Here is a 21,580-nt window from a genome sequence, read left to right as displayed (position 1 = left end):
TTTATAATAATAAAACTAACACATAGAATCTAAACAATTAAAACCATGTGTTAGCATGGTTTTTTTGTATTATAAATAAAGGTTTTCATAAAATGTCTGTTAATAATCAGTTTAAAGTGGCTGAAACAACTTATTCTTTAGATGCTGAAAGAGCAGTTCTTGGAAATATTCTTTTATACAATCAGAATATTGAGCATATAGTGGATACACTATTAATTGATGATTTTTTTGATAATAGACATAAACTTATTTATAAAAAAATATGTGAATTAAATGAGCAAAATACTCCTTTTGATATTGTTATTTTAAGTGAATATTTAGCTACAGAAGGTGAATTGAATAATGCTGGTGGTGAATCCTATATTATTGATTTAATTGCTAATACTCCTTCAATATCTAATATAAGAGCGTATGCAGATATTATTAAAGATAAAGCTAAATTAAGAAGCTTACAAAATAGCGTTAATGATATTATTCAGAAAATTTATTCTGCAGATTCGAAAAACCCTGATGAAGTTATTGATTATGCAGAAAGTCGAATTTTAGATGTATCAAAAGAAAGAGATATTACATCTAAGGGACCTACTTCAGTTAAAGAAGTTATACCTAGACTTGTAGATAGAATGAGTGCGATAGTAGATTCAGGTACTGGTCTTACTGGTGTTTCTACTGGTTTTATTGATTTAGATGAGAAAACCTCAGGGTTACAAAAAGCTAATTTATGTGTTATTGCTGGTAGACCATCAATGGGTAAAACAGTCTTAGGAATTAATATTGCTGAAAATGTTGCTAAAAGTTCAGATAAACCTGTGTTAGTTTTTAGCTTAGAAATGCCTTCTGAAGATATTGTAACAAGAATTTTAGCATCTATGTCTAGAGTTGAAATGAACCTTTTAAGAGAATGTAATCGCTTAAATGATTCACATTGGATAAAAATTACATCTTCTATGAAAATGCTTAGTGAGATGAACCTATATATAGATGATACATCTACTTTGACGCCTGCTGAAATGCGCTCAAGAGCTAGAAGACTTTATAATGAACATGGAGGATTATCTCTTATTCTAATTGATTATCTTCAACTAATGAAAATTCCTGGTTATGAAAGCAATAGAACTTTAGAAGTTTCAGAAATCTCTAGATCATTAAAAGCATTAGCTAAAGAATTAAATGTTCCTGTAATTGCGTTATCACAACTTAATAGAGCTGTTGATGATAGAAAAGATAAAAGACCTATGATGTCAGACTTAAGAGAATCAGGAGCTATTGAACAAGACGCTGATGTAATTATGTTTATATACCGCGATGAAGTTTATAATAAAGAAAAAGAAGAAGTTAAAAATCTTGGTGAAATTATAATAGGTAAGCAAAGAAATGGACCTATAGGAACTGTACATGTTAGGTTTGATGGTCAATATGCAAGATTTGCAAATTTAACTAATGAAAATGATTATATTGTTCCTGGAGATATGGGTTACAATGAGTAAGGTGAATATATGTCACAAAATAAAATAAATTTACTTGGTTTAAATCAACAACAAATTGAAGACTTTTTTTTATCGATTAACGAAAAAAAATTTCATGCCAGACAAGTCTTTAAATGGATACACAAAAAAGGTGTCATAGATCTAAATTCCATGACAGATCTTGGAAAAAATTTAAGAGAAAAATTAAAAGAAGTTTCAGAAATTATAGTTCCTGAAGTTTTATTTAGTAAAGCCTCTAAAGATGGTACTCACAAGTGGCTTATTGATATTGGTGGAAGTGCTGTTGAAACAGTTTTTATACCGGAAGAAGGAAGAGGAACTTTATGTGTTTCTTCACAAGTTGGATGTACATTAAACTGCAGCTTTTGTTCTACTGCAAAACAAGGTTTTTATAGAAATTTGACATCTGCAGAAGTAATTGCTCAACTTTGGATAGCCGCTAGAACTTTATCAAAAAATAATGGGGAACATGATTTTACAGTTACAAATATTGTAATGATGGGTATGGGTGAACCATTAATGAATTTTGATAATGTCGTTCCAGCGATGGATATTATGATGGATGATCTAGCCTATGGATTATCTAGGAGAAAAGTAACTTTAAGTACCTCAGGAGTTGTTCCTAGAATATATGATTTATTAGAGCAATCTGGTGTTTCTTTGGCTGTTTCATTACATGCTCCAACTGATGAGCTTAGAAATGAAATAGTACCTATAAATAAGAAATATAATATAGAAGCTCTTCTAGAAGCTTGTAAGCTGTATGCAGAGAAAGGTCCACATAAGCATATTACTTTTGAATATACTTTGATGGAAGGTATAAATGATGATCTTGATACTGCTGATAAGCTAGCAAATTTACTGCGAGCTAAAGAAGTTCCTAGTAAAATAAACCTTATCCCTTTTAACCCATATCCAGGCACTATTTATAAAAGACCTAGTAATAATAGAATTCATAAATTTAAAGAGTTTTTACAAAAAGAAGGATTTGTAACAACTATTCGAAAAACAAGAGGCGATGATATTGATGCAGCATGTGGTCAACTTGCTGGTAATGTGATGGATAAAACTAATAGAAAAGAAAGATATTTGAAAAAATTAGGAGAAAATAATGAGATATAAATTAGTTTTACTAATAATCTTTTTATCTACATTTTTTATTTGTTCTTATGCAGCTGATACAAAAGCAAATACAAACTCTAATGGACAATCTAAAAGTTCAAATCAAAGTCAAAACCAGGCCTCATTTACTTTAAATAAAGGGAGTCTAAGAGATAATCTTAATTATAAAGAAGCTACTAAAATAAATGCTGAATTAGCTATTATTTACACAAGCAATAGTCTATTAGATAGAGCAAAGGCTAAATTAATTAAAGCTCAAGACTTAGCTAAAGAACATGGGTATGATTTAGCTATAGTAGACTATGCTGCAGGATTTTATTATCAAGCAATAGGTTCAAATTCTAGAGCCGAAGATAAATATAAAGAAGCTCTAAGCGACCATAGAAATAATTATGAAGCAATAAACTTTTATGCTCAATTTTTATGTGTTTCAAAAGATGAATATTCTAAAGCAATAAAATTATTTGAAGAATCTCTAACACTTCGAACAAATAATAATATGGCTCAAACATTATATTTATATGCAGAATGTTTAAATAAAGAAGGTAAAAAACAGGATGCTATTGAGAAAATGATTAGAGCAACTAAATTTAATCAGGATTATGGTATTGCTAAATTAAGATTAGCAGAAATGTATTATGACGAAAAAGATTATAAAAATGCATATAAAATTTTATATGCGATGAAAAATAATAAAGAATTTTTTATTAATCTTAGAGTCTTACAATTAAGACTTAAATTAGCAGAAATAATGAATAATAAAAATGAAGCTGCAACAGTTAGATTAATTATTTCATCTAAAGATGATAATGATGATGATAATATGATAGATTTCTATTTACCATCATCTGCAGATATGGAGTTATAAGTGATAAAAGATATAAATAAAAATAATGAAGAGCGCCTACAAAAAATATTAGCTAAATATGGACTTGGCTCTAGAAGAAAAGTAGAAGAATATATAGCAGAAGGGCGAGTTCGAGTTAATGGTAAAGTTGCTTCTCTAGGAGATAAAGCTTCTGATAATGATAAGATAAGTTTTGATGGTAAAGCTTTACATCTTTATGGAACACCTATGACACGACCTAGGGTTGTTTTATACCATAAAAGAGAAGGCGAAGTTTGCACGCGAAATGATGAAAAAGATAGAAAAACAGTTTTTGATTCATTGCCTAAACTTTCTAAATCTAACTGGATTATGATAGGAAGATTAGATATTAGTACTACAGGTCTTTTACTTTTTACTACTGATGGAGACTTAGCAAATAGATTAATGCATCCATCTTATGAAATTGAGAGAGAATATGCAGTAAGAGTTTTTGGAGAGCAACTTTCTCAAGAAAACTTGAATAAATTAAGAGCTGGTATCATGCTAGATGATGGTTTAGCTAAATTTAATAGTATAAGATTTTCTGGGGGAGAAGGTGCTAATATTTGGTATTATGTGACCTTATCTGAAGGTAGAAATAGAGAAGTAAGAAGAATGTTTGATGCTGTAGGCGTTACTGTAAGTAGACTTACAAGAGTTAGATTTGGTGATATTGTGTTACCTAAGTTTTTATCTAGAGGAAAGACTTTAGAATTAGAGCCTGATGAGGTTAATAAATTAAGAAAATCTGTAAAACTTTCTGCTTTTAAATATCCTAAAAGTTTATTAGAAAAATTTAAAAGGTAATATAAATGTCTTTTGATAAAGAGTTCAGTGAAATTCTAGGACTAACTCTTTGGGAGTTAAAGCCTAATTTTAAGCCTCTTGAAGAACAACAGTCCCCTAAGAAAACAGATATTGAATCTGATGAATTGAACTTATTATTCTCTAATAATACAGAGTCTGATAAAAACATTAATTTTTTTATATCTAATAAAAATCATTTAGGTTTTTTTAAATCTGTTTCATTTAGTTTATTTTTTAATTCAAAAATAAATATCTATCACCATAACTGTGACTCAACTCAAAACACATTAGAAAATTCTATAAATATATATGATAAAGATATATTAAAAGATTTTTCAAATATTAATTCATCTATAAATAAAAAGTATATTTTTAGTAAACTTTATGAATCTTCAGACTTTATCTCTAAGTGAAATTTATTATGAGGATACTCTTAATTTAATTAGAGAGTCTAATTATGATTTTTCTTGGTCAGATAAACAGATATTTGAAACTTTTAAAAAAAAAAATAATATAGCTTTTGGATTATTTAATAATGAAGAATTAATAGGAATATCTTTTTATTTGCTTGCTTTAGATGAAGCTGAACTTTTATATATAACTTTAAGAAAAGATTTTAGAAATAAAGGATTAGCTTATTATTTCTTAGAAGATAATATAAGATCTTTGACTAAAAAAGATATTAAATCTATATTTTTAGAAGTTGATTTAACAAATTTATTTGCTATTAAATTATATGAGAAACTTCATTTTAAAAATATTTCTATGAGAAAAAACTACTATAAGTATCCTAATGGTAAAACTAGTGATGCCTTAATATATCAATTAAGAATTGAAGATTAATATATTAATCTATAATATTCTATATAGAAGACAGCGGGGGAGCTTTAGCTGAGATAGTTTTAGAACTAGACCCTTTGTACCTGATCTAATTAATATTAGCGTAGGGAGTTTGTTTGATTTTAAATCTATCATTCAAAACTTTCTATTATTTATAAACTTTAATAAATAGTAGGACCTCTTATGGAAACAATAGGGAATATCACTTTAAATATATCATTTATACTTTATTTAGTTCTTTTTTTACCACAGACTATACATAATCAACTTAAGCATACCACTAGAGAGATAAGCTTATGGACTCATAGTTTGATGATAATAGCTAACTCTCTAGATTTGATATATGCTATTGGCTTTAATATGCCATGGCAATATATAACAGTAAGTGTAGTTCTATTAACATTTTTAACAATTCAGCAACTTCAAATTCTAAATGATAAATTATCAAATAAAATTTTTTTACATAGTTTTTTTATATTTTCTTTTTTATTAATTGCTATTTATTTTGCTCTTAATAATTCTTTTACAGAGAAAAACTTATTAATATTTGGTTCGATAAGTAATATTATTTATAACATATATTGGTTTCCTCAAATTTGGAAAAACTTTAGAACAAAGCAAGCAGCAGGATTTAGTATCATTTATTTATATTTATCTATTATTACCTGTAGTTGCGATATAGTAAGTGGCCTAACTTTAAATTGGCCTATACCAACTATAATTGGTAGCTTGTTTTTATTTTGTTTAATTAATATTCAAATTTTTCAATATTTATACTATAAAAAAGGAAATTATAAAGTTCTATTAGCATAAATTATGCTAGAATCAAAAAGTTATAATTAAAAAATAAACTTATAAATGATATATTTTTTAGCTAAAAATCAAAATTGGGCAAAAGCTGCTCCATGGTTAGGAATAATTTCACTTTTTTTATTATTTTTAAACTTTTCTGTTATAGATCCTCACTTCTGGGCATTAATAAATATACCATTATACTTTTTTCATCAAACTGAAGAGCACTATATTCCTGGTGGTTTTAAATCCTTTATGAATGAAAAAGTTTTAAAATCTGTTGATGGGAAAGAAACCTTAACAGATGTGAAGATTTTTTGGATTAATATAATAATGGTTTGGTTAGCTTTTGCTATTTTTGGGGTATTAAGCTTTATTAATCTTGGTTTTGGATTACTAATTATTATTTTTAGTATTATGAACTGCCTAACTCATATTCATGAAGGAATTAAGTTAAAAGCTTGGAATCCAGGATTAGTTATGGCGAGTATACAGTTTATAATATCTATTTTTGCAGCTATGTATGTTTCTATTCATGGGCTTGATAATGTATTAGCATGGTGGATAGGAACTATAGTTTTTTCAATTTTAGCTCATGTTTTATTATTTAAACTAGTAATGAGTAAATAGGTAATATAAATATAGGAAATTTTAAGATGTCTAATCGTTACCAAATAACTAAAAAAGTAACTATAGTTGGCATGATAATAAATTGTCTTTTAGCTATGATTAAAATGTTAATAGGAGCTATAGGAAGATCGCCAGCATTATTTGCAGATGGAGTACACTCATTTTCAGACTTGATTAGTGATATTATGGTTCTTTTTGCAGCTAAATATGCAAATATCGGTGAAGATAAAAATCACCCATATGGTCATGAAAGAATTGAAACTTTAGCAACTTTAGTATTATCTGCAATTTTAATAACAGTAGGTTTTACTATTGTTTATCATTCACTGTCTAATCTTATTATAGGAAGCTATAGTACACCAGATAAATTTACAATTTTTGCAGCTATATTTTCAATTTTAGGAAATGAGTTTATTTATCAATATACAATGAAAGCCGCTAATGAAATTGATTCTGATTTACTTAGAGCTAATGCATGGCATAGTAGATCAGATATGTGGTCATCTGTTGTGGTATTAATAGGTCTTATTGGAGCATTTATAGGCTTTGTCTGGATGGATGCTATAGCTGCTCTAGTAGTTTGTTATATGGTTGTTAAAATGGGTATTAAATGGGGATATTCAGCAGTATCTGAACTTATTGATGAAGGTGTTGATGAAGAAACTAGAGTGTCTATAAAAAAAATAATTAGAGATACTGAAGGTGTTCTTGATTTTCATTGCCTAAGATCAAGAAAAATGGCTGGTAAAATTATAATAGATGTTCATATTCTGGTTGATAAATATATAACTGCTTCAGAAGGTCATTATATTGCTGAAAAAGTTAGAAGTAATATTTATTATAATATTGAAAATATAAAAGATATAACTGTTCATGTTGATGTTACAGATCATTACGATGTGTTTGTAAAATTAGATAAGGCTGAACCTTCTAGAAAAGAAATAATTGAACAATTAAAACATTATTGTTCATCAACCTACTTAAATATAGATCTTCTTTTAGAAAAGAAAATGTTTCTATACTATTTAGAAAGTCATATAGAAATTTATTTATTTCTAAAAGATGAAAAATTATTAGAAGAATATCAACATAAATTATCAAATTTCAAAATAAAAAATCATAATATAGAAGTTACTGTATTTGCATATGTTTAATCTATTTCTAATTAATCTCTAAAAAGAGTATAATCTTAGTATCTAAATTTATTTTGATATTCTATGAAAATAAAAAAAGCTGTCTTTCCTGTAGCTGGGTGGGGAACCAGGTTTCTGCCTGCAACTAAATCTTGTCCGAAAGAAATGTTAACAGTAGTAGATAAACCTCTTATACAGTATGCTGTTGAAGAAGCTATAGAAGCTGGGTGTAAAGAATTAATTTTTGTAACAAGCTCAAATAAAAAATCTTTAGAAGATCATTTTGATAGAAACTTTGAATTAGAATACTCATTAGAAAAAAAAGGTAAATTTGACCTCTTACAGACAGTTAGAAGTATTATTCCTAAAGATGTAAGCTTTTTCTTTGTAAGACAGCCCGAAGCTTTAGGTTTGGGACATGCCGTTTTATGCGCAAGACCTCTTGTTGGCATTGAAGATTTTGCAGTACTTTTACCTGATGATTTAATATATAATTCTGGCGGTAAAGGTGCATTAGCTCAAATGGTCGAAAGAGTTGATGGTACAGATATAAGAGGATGTTTAGCAACTCAAGTAATACCAAAAGATAAAACTGATTCTTATGGTATAGTTGCAAAAGATGAAGAAAATTTTATAAAAGCTATTGTAGAAAAACCATCTCCCTCAAAAGCTCCTTCAAATACTGCTGTAGTTGGTAGATATTTATTACCAAATAAAATATTTAGATGCCTTGAGTCTACCTCAGAAGGTGCTGGAGGAGAGATTCAACTTACAGATGCTATTGCTAGGCTTATTGATCTAGATGAAAAAGTTTTGGCTTATGATTTTCAAGGCACTCGATATGATTGTGGAAGTAAATTAGATTTTCTTATAGCTAATTATGAGTTAGCACACGTTCATCCTGAACTTGGAGAAAAATTTAAAGGATATTTAAGAGAAAGAAACAATAAATAGTTATTTTAGATAATCAAAAACAACTTCTCCAAAGCCTAATGTTACATCAGCAATAAAATGTGAACCCTTAACGATTTCTTTTACTGGTAAATGATGAAGTGCTGCTTGAACATGATTGAAAACTTGTAAATCAACAGGACCAGTCCAAGCTCCTTTTACAGTTACATCTTTTACATAATATTTAACAAGTTCACATATACTTACATCTTTACCGTTTACATGCGGAATTGTTTTAAGTAAGAAGTTTGGAGTTTCTTCTAAAGATTTTTTAATAACTTCTTTATCAAGTTCTTCATACTTATAACCCATAGTACCAAAGGCTACATCTATACTATTATATTTGACTGTACCTAGTAGAGTATCAGAGTCTACCGTTAGAGTAGGATGAGCATATTTTTTTGGAAATCCCCAAATTTCACGACCAGCTGCGATAGATGGTAAATTATCTAATAGCATAATATGAGAATACAGACCTTTTTTACCTTCATATTCAACTTCTATAAGCTGTCCAGCCTCGTTAAAGCTACCAAAACCATTAGCATCATGCATTTTCATAAATTCAAATTTTACAAGTCCAGTTGGTTTGAGAGGCTCAGGAACATATTTCTTTAAAACTTCTAAATCAGCTTTATAATCAATAATAAAGTATTCTCTATTTGTAAATTTATAAGCAATCCTATTTGCTGTAGGCGACACTAGAGGCATTGAGAAAACATTTTTTCTAACATCTTCTATTTTCATAAAATTTCTCCAATATTTTGAATAGCACATTTTTATTATATAATTAAACTTAAATATAAAGTACTACCTCTTATAGAAAACGATTTATTTATGAATAAAACTCAACAATTAATATTTAATTTTTTAGATGATCAAAAATATATAAGTGGTACAGATATAGGCAATAAGCTAGGTATTAGTAGAGCAGCTGTTTCTAAGAATATAAAAAAATTAAAAGATACATATAAAATAAACATATTATCTAATCCTAGAGTTGGATATTTATTAGAAGAAAAACTAGATATTATAGATAAAGATAAATTAAATAAAAAATTTAAAAATATTGAGTACTTTTATACTATTGATTCTACTTCTAATTATGCGATAAGAAAGCAGAATAACTTTCTTGAGAATACAGTTTTTATATCTGAGCATCAGACACAGGGTTTCGGAAGATTTAATAGAGAGTGGGTTTCTCCTTTTGGTAAAAATATATATTGTACTCTTCTTGAGTTTGTAGATTTGGATATATCTAAATTACCGGGTTTATCTTTAGTTATTTCCATAAGTATTTCTAGAACTTTAGAAAAAATAGGTTTGAATCCTAAATTAAAATGGCCTAATGATATTTTTATCAATAACAAAAAAATAGCTGGTGTAATAATAAATGTTTCTGCTGAAGTTAATGATAAAGCTAAATTATTTATTGGTTTTGGCTTAAATGTTAATATGCAAAAAGATAATAAAATAAAAACAGAATGGACATCTTTGAAACTAGAATTACAAACTCATATAGATAGAACAAAATTATTATCAGAAATAATAAAAAATATACAAAACGATATAAAAATCTTTACTAATGAAGGTTTCTCTTATTTCAAAGAAGAATATGAGAAGATTAATTACTTAAAAGATAAACTATTTACATTAAAGCTAGGAAATAAAGAGTTTAATGATTGTAAATATATAGGCTTATCAGATATAGGTGAAATAATTATATCTAGTGAAGAAAAAACTTACTCTTTCTCATCTGGCGAAATTAGTATTTTGGATAATTCTATAAAGTCTAAATAACCACTATATCTTTTAATTTTAGCTAAACATTTCATTTTTGAGAAAGCTTTTATAGTCTGTATTTGTTCATCTATATAAGCTACATTTTTATCACAATTAGCTACCCAGCCTAAACATTTAATATTATTATTTTCTAACTCATTTAAAGTTAGCAAAGTATGATTTATACAACCAATCTTTATACTAGAGACTAGGAGTACTGGTATATTTAATGATTTTATTAAGTCTAATTGCGTAACTATATTAGAATATGGAGTCAAAAGTCCACCAGCTCCTTCTATTAATAAAATATCATAATCTTTACTATAGTTAATTTCTATAAACCTCTTTAAAGACTCTAATTTAATATCTATTCCTAATTTTTTAGCCGCAATATGAGGTGCTACTGCTTCATCAAAAGAAATACAATTAATTTGTTTTGGAGAGTATTTTTGGTTATACGCATTATAAATGCTTTCAACATCTTCAGCTAAGTCATAGCCTTCATTTTTTCCTGAAGCAACAGGTTTAAGACATAAGGATTTTATATTTTGATGCTCATATGCTTTTATTAAGTTAGTTGATATATATGTTTTACCAACTTCAGTATCTGTACCTATTATAAAAACTTTTTTCATAATCACTCCTTATAACAAATAAACAAACCAACATGATACGTTAATTTATAGCTATAATTTTTATTTAAAAGCTTTCTTATTTGTCTGAAATTAATCTCAGAAGATTCACCAGTATATGTATGTACTCCAGTCTTTCTTAAATGATCTATAAGAGAGCTAAAATTATCAAACTCTAAAGTGTAGTAAAAAGTTTCTGTATATAATACTGTCAAATTATGATTATTAATAACTCTAAGTATGCTATCTTTAGTTGGCATTTCATTAACTCTTAATACTTTTGAAATTTCATAAAAGTTATCTGATAATAAAGTAGTAAAAGAGAGTACTGATTTTTCATTTAGTTTAGCTTCAAGCTTTTTTATGAGCTCATTTAAATCTTTACTCCATTGGAAAGACATATTAGAGAAGATTAAATCATATTTTGAATTTAGTAAATGTAGATCTTTATCAAAATTTAATTCAAAAAAATTAATGTTTTGTTCTGAAAATTTTTCTGTAGATAGATTTGTTAAGGTTAAGTCTGCTATATCTAATTTTTTAGGATTAAATTTATTATATAACTCTAATGGTTCAGATATATCTCTAATACCAAGGTTTAGAATGTTACTTATTTTTATGTTCTCAACTAACTTCGAACTTATATCTAAAAGTTGCTCTTTAACATTATTTTGAACTATTGAATTTGTATTATAATCTTTAGTTGAAGAAAACTTATGTTTAACTTTCTTATATACATTATTCATTATATTTGCCTTTATTCAAAATATTCATGACCATATCTATTTCACTAAAAGAGTTATTTGCATGTATAGAAAATCTTAATATTGGTTGATTCTTAGGGACTGTTGGGTATCTAAAACAAGAAACAGATATATTATTTTTATCTAAAATATTTTTTAATTTTATGGCTAAACTATTATCATTAATTAAAATACTTCTAATCGGAGAAACATCTCTAGAAACTAGATTTAAATTATTATCCTCACAAAGTTTATTAAAGTATAAAATATTTTCTTTTAATTTTTGCCTTTGTAAATTTGCTTGTGTTAAATTTTCTAATTGAGTTATAGAAGCTTCTAAAATCAATGGTGGTAATGCTGTGGTATAAATATAATTTCTGGCAAATTGTAATAGATATTCAGCTATTTCATTAGTTGTACAAACTATAGCACCTACACCTCCAAAAGCTTTGCCAAGAGGAAATATAGCTATAGGACAGTTTTTATAATTTAGATTATAGTGATTTATAGATCCAGCTCCATTCTCCCCAAGAATACCAAAACTATGAGCTTCATCTACAATTAGCCTATTATTTTGGAAAGGAGCTAATTCAATTAAACTTGTAATAGTACCTGTAGTGCTAAATATACCTTCTGTAACAATAAAATTATTATTATCATAGATTTTTGCTAAATGGTTGAAATCTTGGTGTTTATACCTTTTAAGCTTTGCTTCTGAAAGCTTAATCCCATCAATTGTAGAGGCATGAATATTTTTATCAGCAAATAAAGTATCCTCTTTTGTGAAAAGAGTAGAATATATAGCTAAATTAGCCATAAAACCTGAATTAAAGAATATAGCTTTAGGATAATTTACAAATTTAGCAAAGATTTCTTCAAACTCTTTAGTACTAGAGTTATAACCACATACTACAGATGAACCTTTACTTCCAAATCCATATTTTCTAAACCCTTCTAAAATCGACTTTTCTAGATTTTCTGATGAAGAGATATTTAAATAATCACTAGTTGTAAAATCTATAGTCTTTTTAGAATCAAATGTATTAAGTTTTCTTAATAAGTGATGCTCTTTGTATTCAAGATATTTCTTTTCCAAATGTTTCATAACTAAGCCATAGCATTAGAAGATAATCTAAGTTTTGATAGCAAATATTGATCTGAATTTATTGAAGCATTATTTTCAGTAAGAAGTTTATCACCATAAAATATTGAATTTATCCCGGCAATAAAACAAAGAGTTTGTGTTTCTAATGACATATATTCTCTACCTGCAGAAAGTCTAAGTCTTGCTTTAGGAAATAAAATTCTTGTAGTTGCGATAAATCTAACTAGATCAAGATTATCAACCTGTGCTTTAGAATATTTATCACCTAAAGGCGTACCTTTCACTGGAATTAAAGTATTAATAGGAATACTTTTAGGTTCTGCCGGTAAGTTTAAAAGCTCCAGTAATAAATTTAATCTGTCATCTAAAGACTCTCCCATACCTAAAATTCCACCACAACAAACATTGATGTTTGCATTAGCAACATTTCTAATAGTTTCTAATCTTTCTTCAAATTTACGTGTTGAGATAATTTCTGGATAAAATTCCCTAGATGTATCTAAGTTATGGTTGTAATAATCTAAACCAGCTTCTTTTAATATATGTGCTTCATCACTATTTATAGTTCCTAAAGTTACACATGTTTCTAAACCTAAACTTTTAACGTCAGAGATAATTTCAGCTACTTTATCTAAGTCTTTTTTAGGGATACTTCTCCAAGCAGCTCCCATACAAAATCTTTTAGAGCCATTATCTTTTGCTCTTTGAGCTTCAGCTAATATATTTTCTTTATCAAGTAATCTATGCTTCTCTATATTCGTGTTATAGTGACCGCTTTGTGGACAATATTTACAATCTTCTGGGCACGCTCCTGTCTTTATACTTTTTAAAGAACATAGCTCAATATCATCATCAAAATGCTTTTTATGTATTGATAGTGCTAGGAAAACTAATTCAGTTAATGGTTTGTTATATATCTCTTTTATTTCTTCTAAAGTCATAATTAGTTACAGTTAATTTTATTGTAAATAATCTTATCCTTTGTTTATAATTTATGTCAACCATATTTTATACAAAAGGTTTACATAATGTACAGCACAAATATTTGGCATCCATGTACACAAATGAAAGATTATGAAAAAACACCGCCCTTAAATGTTATCAAAACAGAAGGGCGATATATTTATACTAAAGATAATAGAAAGCTTTTTGATGCTACTTCTAGCTGGTGGTGTAAGTCCTTAGGTCATAGGCATCCATATATAATAGATAAACTAAAAGAGCAACTTAATAAATATGAACATACAATATTTGCTAATACAACTAATGATGAGATAGATAGATTTAGCCAAAGAATTTGTAGCTTAACAGGTATGGATAAAACCTTATATACTGGTGATGGTTCTTGTGCTGTGGAAATAGCTCTTAAAATGACTATACACCTTAGAAGCTTTAGAAATGAAACTAAAAAAACTAAATTTGTTTGCTTAGAAAACTCATATCACGGTGAGACTTTAGCAACCATGAGTGTTAGTGATTGCGGTTTATATTCTAATCCATATAAATCATTATTATTTGATAGTTTCATACTTAAAAACATTCCTTATGTAACTGGTAAGAATGATCCTCTATGGCCAAATGCGGAAAGCCATTGGCTAGAATCAAAAAAATACTTAGAACAACATAAAGATTCTATAAATGCTTTAATAGTTGAGCCAATATGCCAAGGGGCTGGGGGTATGCTACTTTATAGCAAAGACTACTTAAATAGACTCTGTAAATGGTGTAAAGAGAATGATATTTATATTATCTTTGATGAAATCATGACTGGAGTGGGGCGCTTAGGTAAGTTATTCGCTTATGAGTATCTAGATATAAAGCCAGATTTTCTATGTTTATCAAAAGGTTTAACATCTGGAATTATTCCTTTTAGTGTTGTTTTAACAAAAGATGAATATTATAAAATGTTTTATGCTGATGAGTTAAGTAAAGCTTTTCTACATTCACATACTCATAGTGGTAACGTGTTAGGCGCAGTTGTAGCAAATGCAGTATTAGATATATTTGAGAAAGAAGATATATTGAAAAATGTAAATCATTTAGAAAAACAATTTTTAGAAGCTTTTAATCAATTACAGAAAAAAATACCTATTTTAACGAATATAAGAAATATTGGCGCAATGATAGCTGCTGATTTAGATGTAAATAAACAAAGAGCTGGGTTAGATGTTTATCGAGAATCTATAAAGCTAGGAGCCTTATTAAGACCTTTAGGAAATACTATCTATTGGTTACCACCTTTAAATTCAAACTTTGATGAAATAAAAAATTTAGAAGATATTACAAGACAATCACTAGAGATATTTGAAAGCTAATAAAATAAATATATTTCTTATAAAAATTAATTATTTTTTTTAATTAGTTTTTGAGCAGAGTAGAAATTATTAATTTCTGAAAAAGAAAATAATAAATTTAGTAAACGCTTATTATCTAAATTATTTAATTTTAACCAACTATTATTCCTCATCTTTTCAGCAATATTTATATCAAAGTAGTTACTAAACACTGATGATTTTTCATATACTCTTATCAGAGCGCTTAGGTCATTTTCATCTAGCTTTATATAATTTTTTATTTTATTTTCTAGTTTCTTATATTTTTCATGTGAGAAGCTATTAAAAAATTTTTTACTATCTTCTATAAATACATCTTTTAGACAATCCGTAGTCATACATCTATAGCTTTCCAAAATCATTATTATTTGTATAAACTCGTTAATACTATTATGTGTAGTTTTAAATATTTCTACTAAATTATTTTCTAATGAAGCATCCGCAGTTTGATCAAAAAATGATCCAGCCGCATCGGTATCTATAAAATAGGTATTTTTATTTTTTCCAAGAAAATGATTATATTCCTTAGAAGTAAAGGTATTTAAAAAGATCATAAACTCAGTTAATAATTTAGATAAGTCACCATCAACTGGTTTACCATTATATGTTATTTCTTTAACTGAATTATGTGCATCATAATCTTCTAATAAACTATCCTTCCAAAATTCTGTAATAAATGATTTATTGTTAACTGTATTTAGAGCCATTATATACCTAAATTCTTCTCTTGTTGTAAGTATCATTTCTTCAACCACAAAATAATCATCATCATTATAAGTTTCTAAAAATTCAAGTATCTGTTCTTTTGCTTCTAAAATATTTTCTATAAAACAATTACCTCCTCCACGGGCTCCAGTAACATGTTTTACTACGACCTTTGACTTATGATTAAACTTTAAACAAACTTCTATAAATCTATCTATAAATAATTTTTTATTTACAAAAATAAATATAGGATTTTCAATGTTACTATTAAAACCTGGGTTTTTTTCTAAAAAAAATGATAGTAAAATTCTCTGTAAACCTTTATGTCCTAAAGCTTTCTTTATTAGCTGCCCTCTAAAAGTACTTGATACATTTAAACTATATTCATGAAGCTTACTAAGAATACTGATGTAACTTTGAGGAAGAGAATTTAAATAATAATCTGATGATAGAGGCTCATTAGTCTCAAAGCGTTGAAAGAATTTAAAAAAAGTATTTATAATACTATTTATATCATATTGACTATCATTAGAGAGTTTGTTCAAAACATTTGCAGCTACAGTTAATTTAGCTGCACTCCCTAAGAAAGTTCTATAAAAAAATAGATGACCTAAATTACCTTCTTTTTTTTCATTAATATAACCTATGCTCCCAACTTCATTAAGATCATTAGAAAGTATTGTTTTATCATAAAAAAAGAGAACACTCTCAAAAAAATTTTGAATTTCAAAAATTATAGGCTTTTTTGATTCTTTAGAAAAACCTATATCGATAATATAAATCATGTAATTATATATTTATATATTAAGAATAATAAAATCTAACATTAAAATTTAAAAATTCCATCATTTCTTCTTATTCATAAAATAAACTTTATCTGCTATATAAATAGTTTTGGTTGCTTTTGCATAGATATTATTATCTAGATCTCTATATTCAACAGGAAGCTCAACAACAGCTTTATTTTTTACTCTTATCTTTTCTTTTATTTCATCAATGTGTTCTAAAGTTAGTAAAAATTTAGCGTATACATTTTTATCAATTGGTTTTAGATACTGAATATTAGCAGCTAAATCCCAAACACTATAATCATCCCCCAATATATGACATAGCTGAAGAGGATATATAGGGTCTAATGATGAATATATAGCTCCACCAAAACCAGTACCATGATAATTCTTAGTAGTTTCTGTAAGATGAAATTCTAAATGTACTTCCAAAAAATCATCAGAAATAAATATAATTTCACCACCAGTAGCCATAAAAGCAGGAAATTTATTAAATGTATTTTTTAAAATTATTGCCTCTTTATTAGAATTTTTTTCAGTTGGAAAAATAGGTTTCATTATTCCTCCTATTAGAATTTTTATCTTTCATTAATAAACTTTATAGCTTTATCTAAAGCTATTTTAGGATTTTCAAAAGGAACCATTCCTATCATACTTATAAAGCCATGATACATCTCATTATCATAATGAGTCTCTACATATACATCTTCGTCTTTAAGTTTTTTCTCATAAGCATATATGCCATCTATTAACATATCATGTGTTGCCGCAATGATTAAAGTATCTGGTTGTTTTGTATTTTTGTAAAAGATCGGCGAACAAGTTGGCTCTTTTAACTGTCTTTTATTTTCTAAATATGCATCTAAAAAAAGCTCACACCATTCTGATGTTAAATGATATTTGTGTTCACCAAATCTTTTAATGCTTTCATATTGAGTATACATATCAGCTGCAGGGTAAACTAATATTTGGGCTTTTGGCATATTATCTTGTCTTTCATGACAAATGATTGTTGCAAGATTACCACCAGCACTATCTCCCATGACAAAAATATTTTCTTTCGCAAAGCTAAATTTTTTAGCATTTTCATATAGCCAATCATATGCATAAAGTGATTGATTTACGGCTGTTGGGTATTTATATTCAGGAGCTAATCCGTATTCTAAAGAGAATATATCAAAATCACCTTGGTCACATAAATATCTACATATGTGATCGTATGTATCTATTGAATTTAATGACCAACCACCTCCGTGAATAAAAAGTAGAGCTTTATTACTAGGCTTTTTTGACTGATAATGTCTTAATATTGTTTCATTTTCTAATTTTAAATCTTGTTCTTTAATATTTGGCTTTTTAAGATTTTCCATAGCTGCTAATGAAAGTTTCTTAAATTCTTCTCTTTGAATTCGTAAGTCTAACTTTTTTAAACGACGCATTTCTGGATTATCAAATAATTCAGCAAGGGCTGGATGATACGACATTACTACCACCAATAATTGAAAATATTTTTTATGAAATAATTATAACCTAAATTTTATGTACTCTAACTATATTTATTGATTGTTGTTCTAGTATAGCTGTAAGCTTTTTAGTTGCTTGATCTAAGTCCTCTATACTAGAGCTTTTAGGTAAATTTAAAATAGAAGGTTTTCTAGAGTGGCCAATCAAACTTTTAAGCTTAAGGATTTTCTGTATTTCATTAATACTATTTAAGAGTAATTGAGCAACTTCAGCTTTTTTACTAAAACCAAATCCAAGATCAAAATAAATATTTTCTTCTCTTACTCCAGCTTTTATTAAGCTCTGCTTTTTAGTTAGAAAGAAATCTATAACCTGAGTAATTGCATTATCTTTATCTAAATATTTATCTCTATTTATAATTCCTAAATTATGAGTCATTACATACTTTTTATCATATTTAGCAATTAATTTTGCTTTTCCATCAATATCATCACATTCAACATCATTAATCATCCAAATAATGTCATGATGTTTTTCTAGGATTTTTCTAATAACCTCTGTTTTTCTAGTATCTATACTAATTAAAGGGCGATATTTAAGATTTCTAATATTTTGCTTTATAAGGCTTAAAAATTCATCTAACTTATCAAACTCATTATCAATATTTACTTCCGTAGCTTCTAACTTTGTAGATTCAGCACCAAAATCAATAATTTCGGCTCCATCATCAATTAGCTGATAGAAATTTTCTAATCTTTGGCTATCTGTAAGGTGACCATCTGAGAATGATTGAGATGAGAGATTGCATATACCCATTCTTATAGTTCCAGATATTCTTTGTTTTAATTTTTCTAATCTAGATAATGTTAAAATATGCTTATTCAAATCTAGCTCTAAATATTCTAGATGTTGCCAATCATTTTTAATTTCTAATAATGGTAATAGAGCAAAACTTCTATTTAAAAGTTCTTTATGGGGAATAGTAAGCCTATGAGTTTTTAAAACAAAATCATCAGCTGCTAATATATCTAAGTCTATAACTCTTGGTGACCATACTGGAGCATTTAGATTTCTACCTATAATTTGCTCAACTTGCTTTAAATAATCTAATAACTCTAAGGGTTCTAAATCAGTTTCTATCTCTATTGCAGCATTTAAATACTTAATATCCCAATCTTCTGGAGCATCATCTTTTAATAGTGCATCACTACTATACAGGCTAGATTTTTTAAATATCTTTATATTTTGAGATTGTTCTATGGTTTCTATGGCTGTACGAATATTTATAAGTGTGTCACCTATATTTGCACCTATACCAATAATATATTGCATAGTAGCTTACTTCCTAATAACAAAAGATGCTGTGGTTATTTGTGAAACAGGAGGGCGCTTTATTAACTTTAGGTATTCAACTTCTACATTAGGGTAGCTTTTAGCTATAAAATCATAAATTTGTTGAGCTAAATATTCTATAAGATCATATCTAAAACCATCACAGAATTCCTGAATCTTATTACGAAGAGTATAGTAACAAATAGTGTCATGTAAATTGTCATTATCACAAGCTTTAAAGTCTTTTGGAAAAACTAGCTCAAGATCTAATTCAATTTTTTGTTTGAATGCTTTTTCTTCTTCTGAACAACCTAGTGATACATATATTTCTAAACCATTTAATAATAAAGATTTTTTCATTGTTATATAAAAGCAAATGTAAGTTTATGTCACTTAATATATCATATTAGCAAAATAGATAATATTTTAGTTAAATGCTTTCTTATATAGATACTTTCTTTAAGAAAATAGCTTCTCATCTAGAAGATAGAAAAATAACTTTTAAGAATGAAGAATATAGTTATAAAGAGATCTTAGATAGAGGTTATATATTAGCTAGTTGGATAAATGGAAAAGCTCATAAAAAAGTATTCTTTAATTTTAAAAATTCTCATAATACTATTTCTTTATATTTAGCTGGAATGATAGCTGATATTGAATACTTAATCCCTATAAATCCCAGACTTGTTACTCATGAATTAGAAAATATCTTGGAAGAGAAATCTCTCTTTATAACAGATAAAATTGATAATGACTTAAAACTTTTCTGTAAGAAAAATAATATAGAAATTATTAATGCTGACTTTTTAAACAATCTATTAGATAGCAAGTCAAATACTGATTATGTTGAAGTAAAAGGTAAAGCCATATTTAGTCATATAAGCTCTGGTACTACAGGGAGATATTGTCAGCATCCTCATAGGATTAAACAAATCATAAACTATGCTTATGAGCGAGTGAATGACCTAGGCTTAAAAGCTGATGATAAAATTCTAATAGCTCTATCATTAAATCATGCATTTGCTTTTTCATATCAACTTTTACCAGCCCTAGTAATGGGTTTAGATATAGTAATAATTAGAGAGTTTAATCCTAAAATAGTAGCTGAGCAAATATTAAAAAATAAAGTTACTGCTATAGCATTACTTCCGACCATGTATCATTTCCTTTTTAAGGAAAATCTAGATAAAAATATGCTCAGATACTTAGGTGTAGCGGGTGACCAGCCAAGTGAAGATTTATTTCTACAAGCAAAAAATATTCTAAAGCTTCCTCTACTAAATGGTATAGGAATGACAGAGGTTTTTGGATATGGTCAAAATATTATCCAAGCTCAAAGCACTAATCAGGTAAAAATTTTTGATGATACGCAAGTAAAAATCTCTAAGTTTAAAAATAGTGACTATGGAAAAATCTTTATCAAAAACTCTATGATACCAATAAATAATAATTCTGAATGGCTAGATACTGGTGATATAGGTAGTTTTAACTCTAATACAAGAACATTACATTTTTATGGTCGTAAGAAGGATATCATTATAAAAGGTGGATCAAATATTGCACCTATAGAAATAGAAGAAGCTATAAAAAAATATCCCAAGATTACAGATGCTATAGTAGTAGGTAAAAAAGATGATATTTGGGGAGAACTAGTTTGTGCTTTTATAGTTAGTAAAAGCGAGATTTCTTTAGAAGAATTAAATACACATTTAGATCACTATATAGCCAAATATAAAAAACTAGATAAAGTTATTGAAATAAAAGAGATCCCGGTTACAAAAACTGGTAAAACAGATAGAGAAAAATTGAAGAAATTAGCTACTAACTAAGCTTAACTTTCGGAGCTATCCCAAATAAATCTATTTTAATCTCTCTAAACCACTTTGTCACTTCGTTAAAATCACTGTTATAAATCGTTACTCATACGCCTTCAAAAAATCTTTAGGGATATGACTAAATTTCTTTAAGTATCTCTCTTGTTTAATTCAGATAAATACTGCATATAGTGATGAATGATGAAACTAGAAAACCAACTACGTCAAACTTATAATCTACTTATATAACGCTGT

At 27.4% G+C, this 21,580-nt stretch carries 23 protein-coding genes and 1 riboswitch; of the genes, 13 read left to right on the top strand and 10 right to left on the bottom strand.

Going from position 1 to position 21,580, the window contains the following annotated elements; translation table 11 throughout:
• The first annotated feature begins 92 nt into the window (after window positions 1–92).
• The 10 genes from dnaB (at window position 93) to galU (ending at window position 8,633) form a co-directional block, all read left to right on the top strand.
• Complete coding sequence (gene dnaB, locus KX01_RS06550) at window positions 93–1,487, top strand: replicative DNA helicase (RefSeq protein WP_071664224.1); 1,395 nt, start codon at window positions 93–95, stop codon at window positions 1,485–1,487.
• 9 nt (window positions 1,488–1,496) lie between these two features.
• Window positions 1,497–2,609, top strand: coding sequence for a 23S rRNA (adenine(2503)-C(2))-methyltransferase RlmN (gene rlmN, locus KX01_RS06545; protein ID WP_071664223.1), 1,113 nt, complete (start codon window positions 1,497–1,499; stop codon window positions 2,607–2,609).
• Window positions 2,599–3,477 carry a pilus assembly protein PilF gene (locus KX01_RS06540; RefSeq protein ID WP_156860386.1) on the top strand — a complete coding sequence of 293 codons (879 nt, stop codon included), beginning with the start codon at window positions 2,599–2,601 and terminating at the stop codon, window positions 3,475–3,477. The genes rlmN and KX01_RS06540 overlap by 11 nt, the downstream gene beginning before the upstream one ends.
• Window positions 3,478–4,284: a 23S rRNA pseudouridine(2605) synthase RluB gene (gene rluB, locus KX01_RS06535; RefSeq protein ID WP_408606600.1), complete on the top strand. Its 807-nt coding sequence runs from the start codon at window positions 3,478–3,480 to the stop codon at window positions 4,282–4,284.
• Between the two features lie 5 nt (window positions 4,285–4,289).
• Window positions 4,290–4,697 (top strand): hypothetical protein, encoded by a 408-nt coding sequence (locus KX01_RS06530; protein WP_071664222.1) that lies wholly within the window; start codon window positions 4,290–4,292, stop codon window positions 4,695–4,697.
• A complete protein-coding gene (locus tag KX01_RS06525) occupies window positions 4,669–5,127 on the top strand; it encodes a GNAT family N-acetyltransferase (RefSeq protein ID WP_071664221.1) in 459 nt (152 codons plus the stop codon). Before KX01_RS06530 ends, KX01_RS06525 begins: the two co-directional genes overlap by 29 nt.
• A 25-nt stretch (window positions 5,128–5,152) precedes the next feature.
• Window positions 5,153–5,252, top strand: a riboswitch (TPP riboswitch).
• A 55-nt stretch (window positions 5,253–5,307) separates the two neighbouring features.
• Entirely contained in the window at window positions 5,308–5,937 is a 630-nt protein-coding gene (locus KX01_RS06520; RefSeq protein ID WP_071664220.1) for a PQ-loop repeat-containing protein, read from the top strand.
• Window positions 5,938–5,982: 45 nt separating this feature from the next.
• Entirely contained in the window at window positions 5,983–6,546 is a 564-nt protein-coding gene (locus tag KX01_RS06515; protein ID WP_071664219.1) for an HXXEE domain-containing protein, read from the top strand.
• A gap of 26 nt (window positions 6,547–6,572) precedes the next feature.
• A complete protein-coding gene (locus KX01_RS06510) occupies window positions 6,573–7,700 on the top strand; it encodes a cation diffusion facilitator family transporter (protein ID WP_071664218.1) in 1,128 nt (375 codons plus the stop codon).
• A gap of 63 nt (window positions 7,701–7,763) precedes the next feature.
• A complete protein-coding gene (gene galU / locus KX01_RS06505; protein WP_071664217.1) occupies window positions 7,764–8,633 on the top strand; it encodes a UTP--glucose-1-phosphate uridylyltransferase GalU in 870 nt (289 codons plus the stop codon).
• On the opposite strand, the gene KX01_RS06500 is transcribed toward galU, so the two are convergent.
• A complete protein-coding gene (locus KX01_RS06500; RefSeq protein ID WP_071664216.1) occupies window positions 8,634–9,374 on the bottom strand; it encodes an acetoacetate decarboxylase in 741 nt (246 codons plus the stop codon).
• A gap of 90 nt (window positions 9,375–9,464) precedes the next feature.
• Between KX01_RS06500 and KX01_RS06495 the strand changes: the two genes are divergently transcribed.
• A complete protein-coding gene (locus tag KX01_RS06495; protein ID WP_071664215.1) occupies window positions 9,465–10,427 on the top strand; it encodes a biotin--[acetyl-CoA-carboxylase] ligase in 963 nt (320 codons plus the stop codon).
• Here KX01_RS06495 and bioD read toward each other — a convergent pair.
• The 4 genes from bioD to bioB are packed head-to-tail and all read right to left on the bottom strand — an operon-like array spanning window position 10,370 to window position 13,830.
• The gene (gene bioD, locus KX01_RS06490; protein WP_071664214.1) at window positions 10,370–11,044 is read right to left on the bottom strand and encodes a dethiobiotin synthase; all 675 of its coding nucleotides are present in this window, start codon (window positions 11,042–11,044) and stop codon (window positions 10,370–10,372) included. The genes KX01_RS06495 and bioD overlap by 58 nt on opposite strands.
• A 2-nt stretch (window positions 11,045–11,046) precedes the next feature.
• On the bottom strand, window positions 11,047–11,787 hold the full coding sequence (locus KX01_RS06485) for a methyltransferase domain-containing protein (protein ID WP_071664213.1): 741 nt from the start codon (window positions 11,785–11,787) through the stop codon (window positions 11,047–11,049).
• Window positions 11,780–12,889, bottom strand: a complete 1,110-nt coding sequence (locus tag KX01_RS06480) for an aminotransferase class I/II-fold pyridoxal phosphate-dependent enzyme (RefSeq protein ID WP_071664212.1) — start codon at window positions 12,887–12,889, stop codon at window positions 11,780–11,782. Before KX01_RS06480 ends, KX01_RS06485 begins: the two co-directional genes overlap by 8 nt.
• Window positions 12,890–12,891: 2 nt before the next feature.
• Complete coding sequence (gene bioB / locus KX01_RS06475; RefSeq protein ID WP_071664211.1) at window positions 12,892–13,830, bottom strand: biotin synthase BioB; 939 nt, start codon at window positions 13,828–13,830, stop codon at window positions 12,892–12,894.
• An 87-nt stretch (window positions 13,831–13,917) separates the two neighbouring features.
• On the opposite strand from bioB, the gene bioA reads away from it, so the two are divergent.
• Window positions 13,918–15,204, top strand: coding sequence for an adenosylmethionine--8-amino-7-oxononanoate transaminase (bioA, locus tag KX01_RS06470; RefSeq protein ID WP_071664210.1), 1,287 nt, complete (start codon window positions 13,918–13,920; stop codon window positions 15,202–15,204).
• Window positions 15,205–15,230: 26 nt separating this feature from the next.
• Here the strand turns inward: bioA and KX01_RS06465 are convergent, their stop codons facing one another.
• Genes KX01_RS06465 through KX01_RS06445 form a run of 5 tightly spaced genes read right to left on the bottom strand, consistent with a single transcriptional unit; the run spans window position 15,231 to window position 19,871 of the window.
• Window positions 15,231–16,712 (bottom strand): hypothetical protein, encoded by a 1,482-nt coding sequence (locus KX01_RS06465; protein WP_071664209.1) that lies wholly within the window; start codon window positions 16,710–16,712, stop codon window positions 15,231–15,233.
• Between the two features lie 60 nt (window positions 16,713–16,772).
• Window positions 16,773–17,273 carry a PaaI family thioesterase gene (locus KX01_RS06460; protein WP_071664208.1) on the bottom strand — a complete coding sequence of 167 codons (501 nt, stop codon included), beginning with the start codon at window positions 17,271–17,273 and terminating at the stop codon, window positions 16,773–16,775.
• Window positions 17,274–17,293: 20 nt separating this feature from the next.
• The gene (gene bioJ / locus KX01_RS06455; RefSeq protein WP_071664207.1) at window positions 17,294–18,199 is read right to left on the bottom strand and encodes an alpha/beta hydrolase; all 906 of its coding nucleotides are present in this window, start codon (window positions 18,197–18,199) and stop codon (window positions 17,294–17,296) included.
• Between the two features lie 46 nt (window positions 18,200–18,245).
• Window positions 18,246–19,511, bottom strand: a complete 1,266-nt coding sequence (gene folK / locus KX01_RS06450) for a 2-amino-4-hydroxy-6-hydroxymethyldihydropteridine diphosphokinase (protein WP_071664206.1) — start codon at window positions 19,509–19,511, stop codon at window positions 18,246–18,248.
• Window positions 19,512–19,517: 6 nt separating this feature from the next.
• On the bottom strand, window positions 19,518–19,871 hold the full coding sequence (locus KX01_RS06445) for a dihydroneopterin aldolase (protein ID WP_071664205.1): 354 nt from the start codon (window positions 19,869–19,871) through the stop codon (window positions 19,518–19,520).
• Between the two features lie 74 nt (window positions 19,872–19,945).
• On the opposite strand from KX01_RS06445, the gene KX01_RS06440 reads away from it, so the two are divergent.
• Complete coding sequence (locus KX01_RS06440) at window positions 19,946–21,340, top strand: class I adenylate-forming enzyme family protein (protein ID WP_071664204.1); 1,395 nt, start codon at window positions 19,946–19,948, stop codon at window positions 21,338–21,340.
• Window positions 21,341–21,580 lie beyond the last annotated feature (240 nt).

Origin of the sequence: Francisella frigiditurris (genome assembly GCF_001880225.1) — a bacterium.
In the GTDB taxonomy this organism is placed as follows: domain Bacteria; phylum Pseudomonadota; class Gammaproteobacteria; order Francisellales; family Francisellaceae; genus Francisella; species Francisella frigiditurris.
This window is presented reverse-complemented; position numbering and strand designations above follow the sequence as displayed.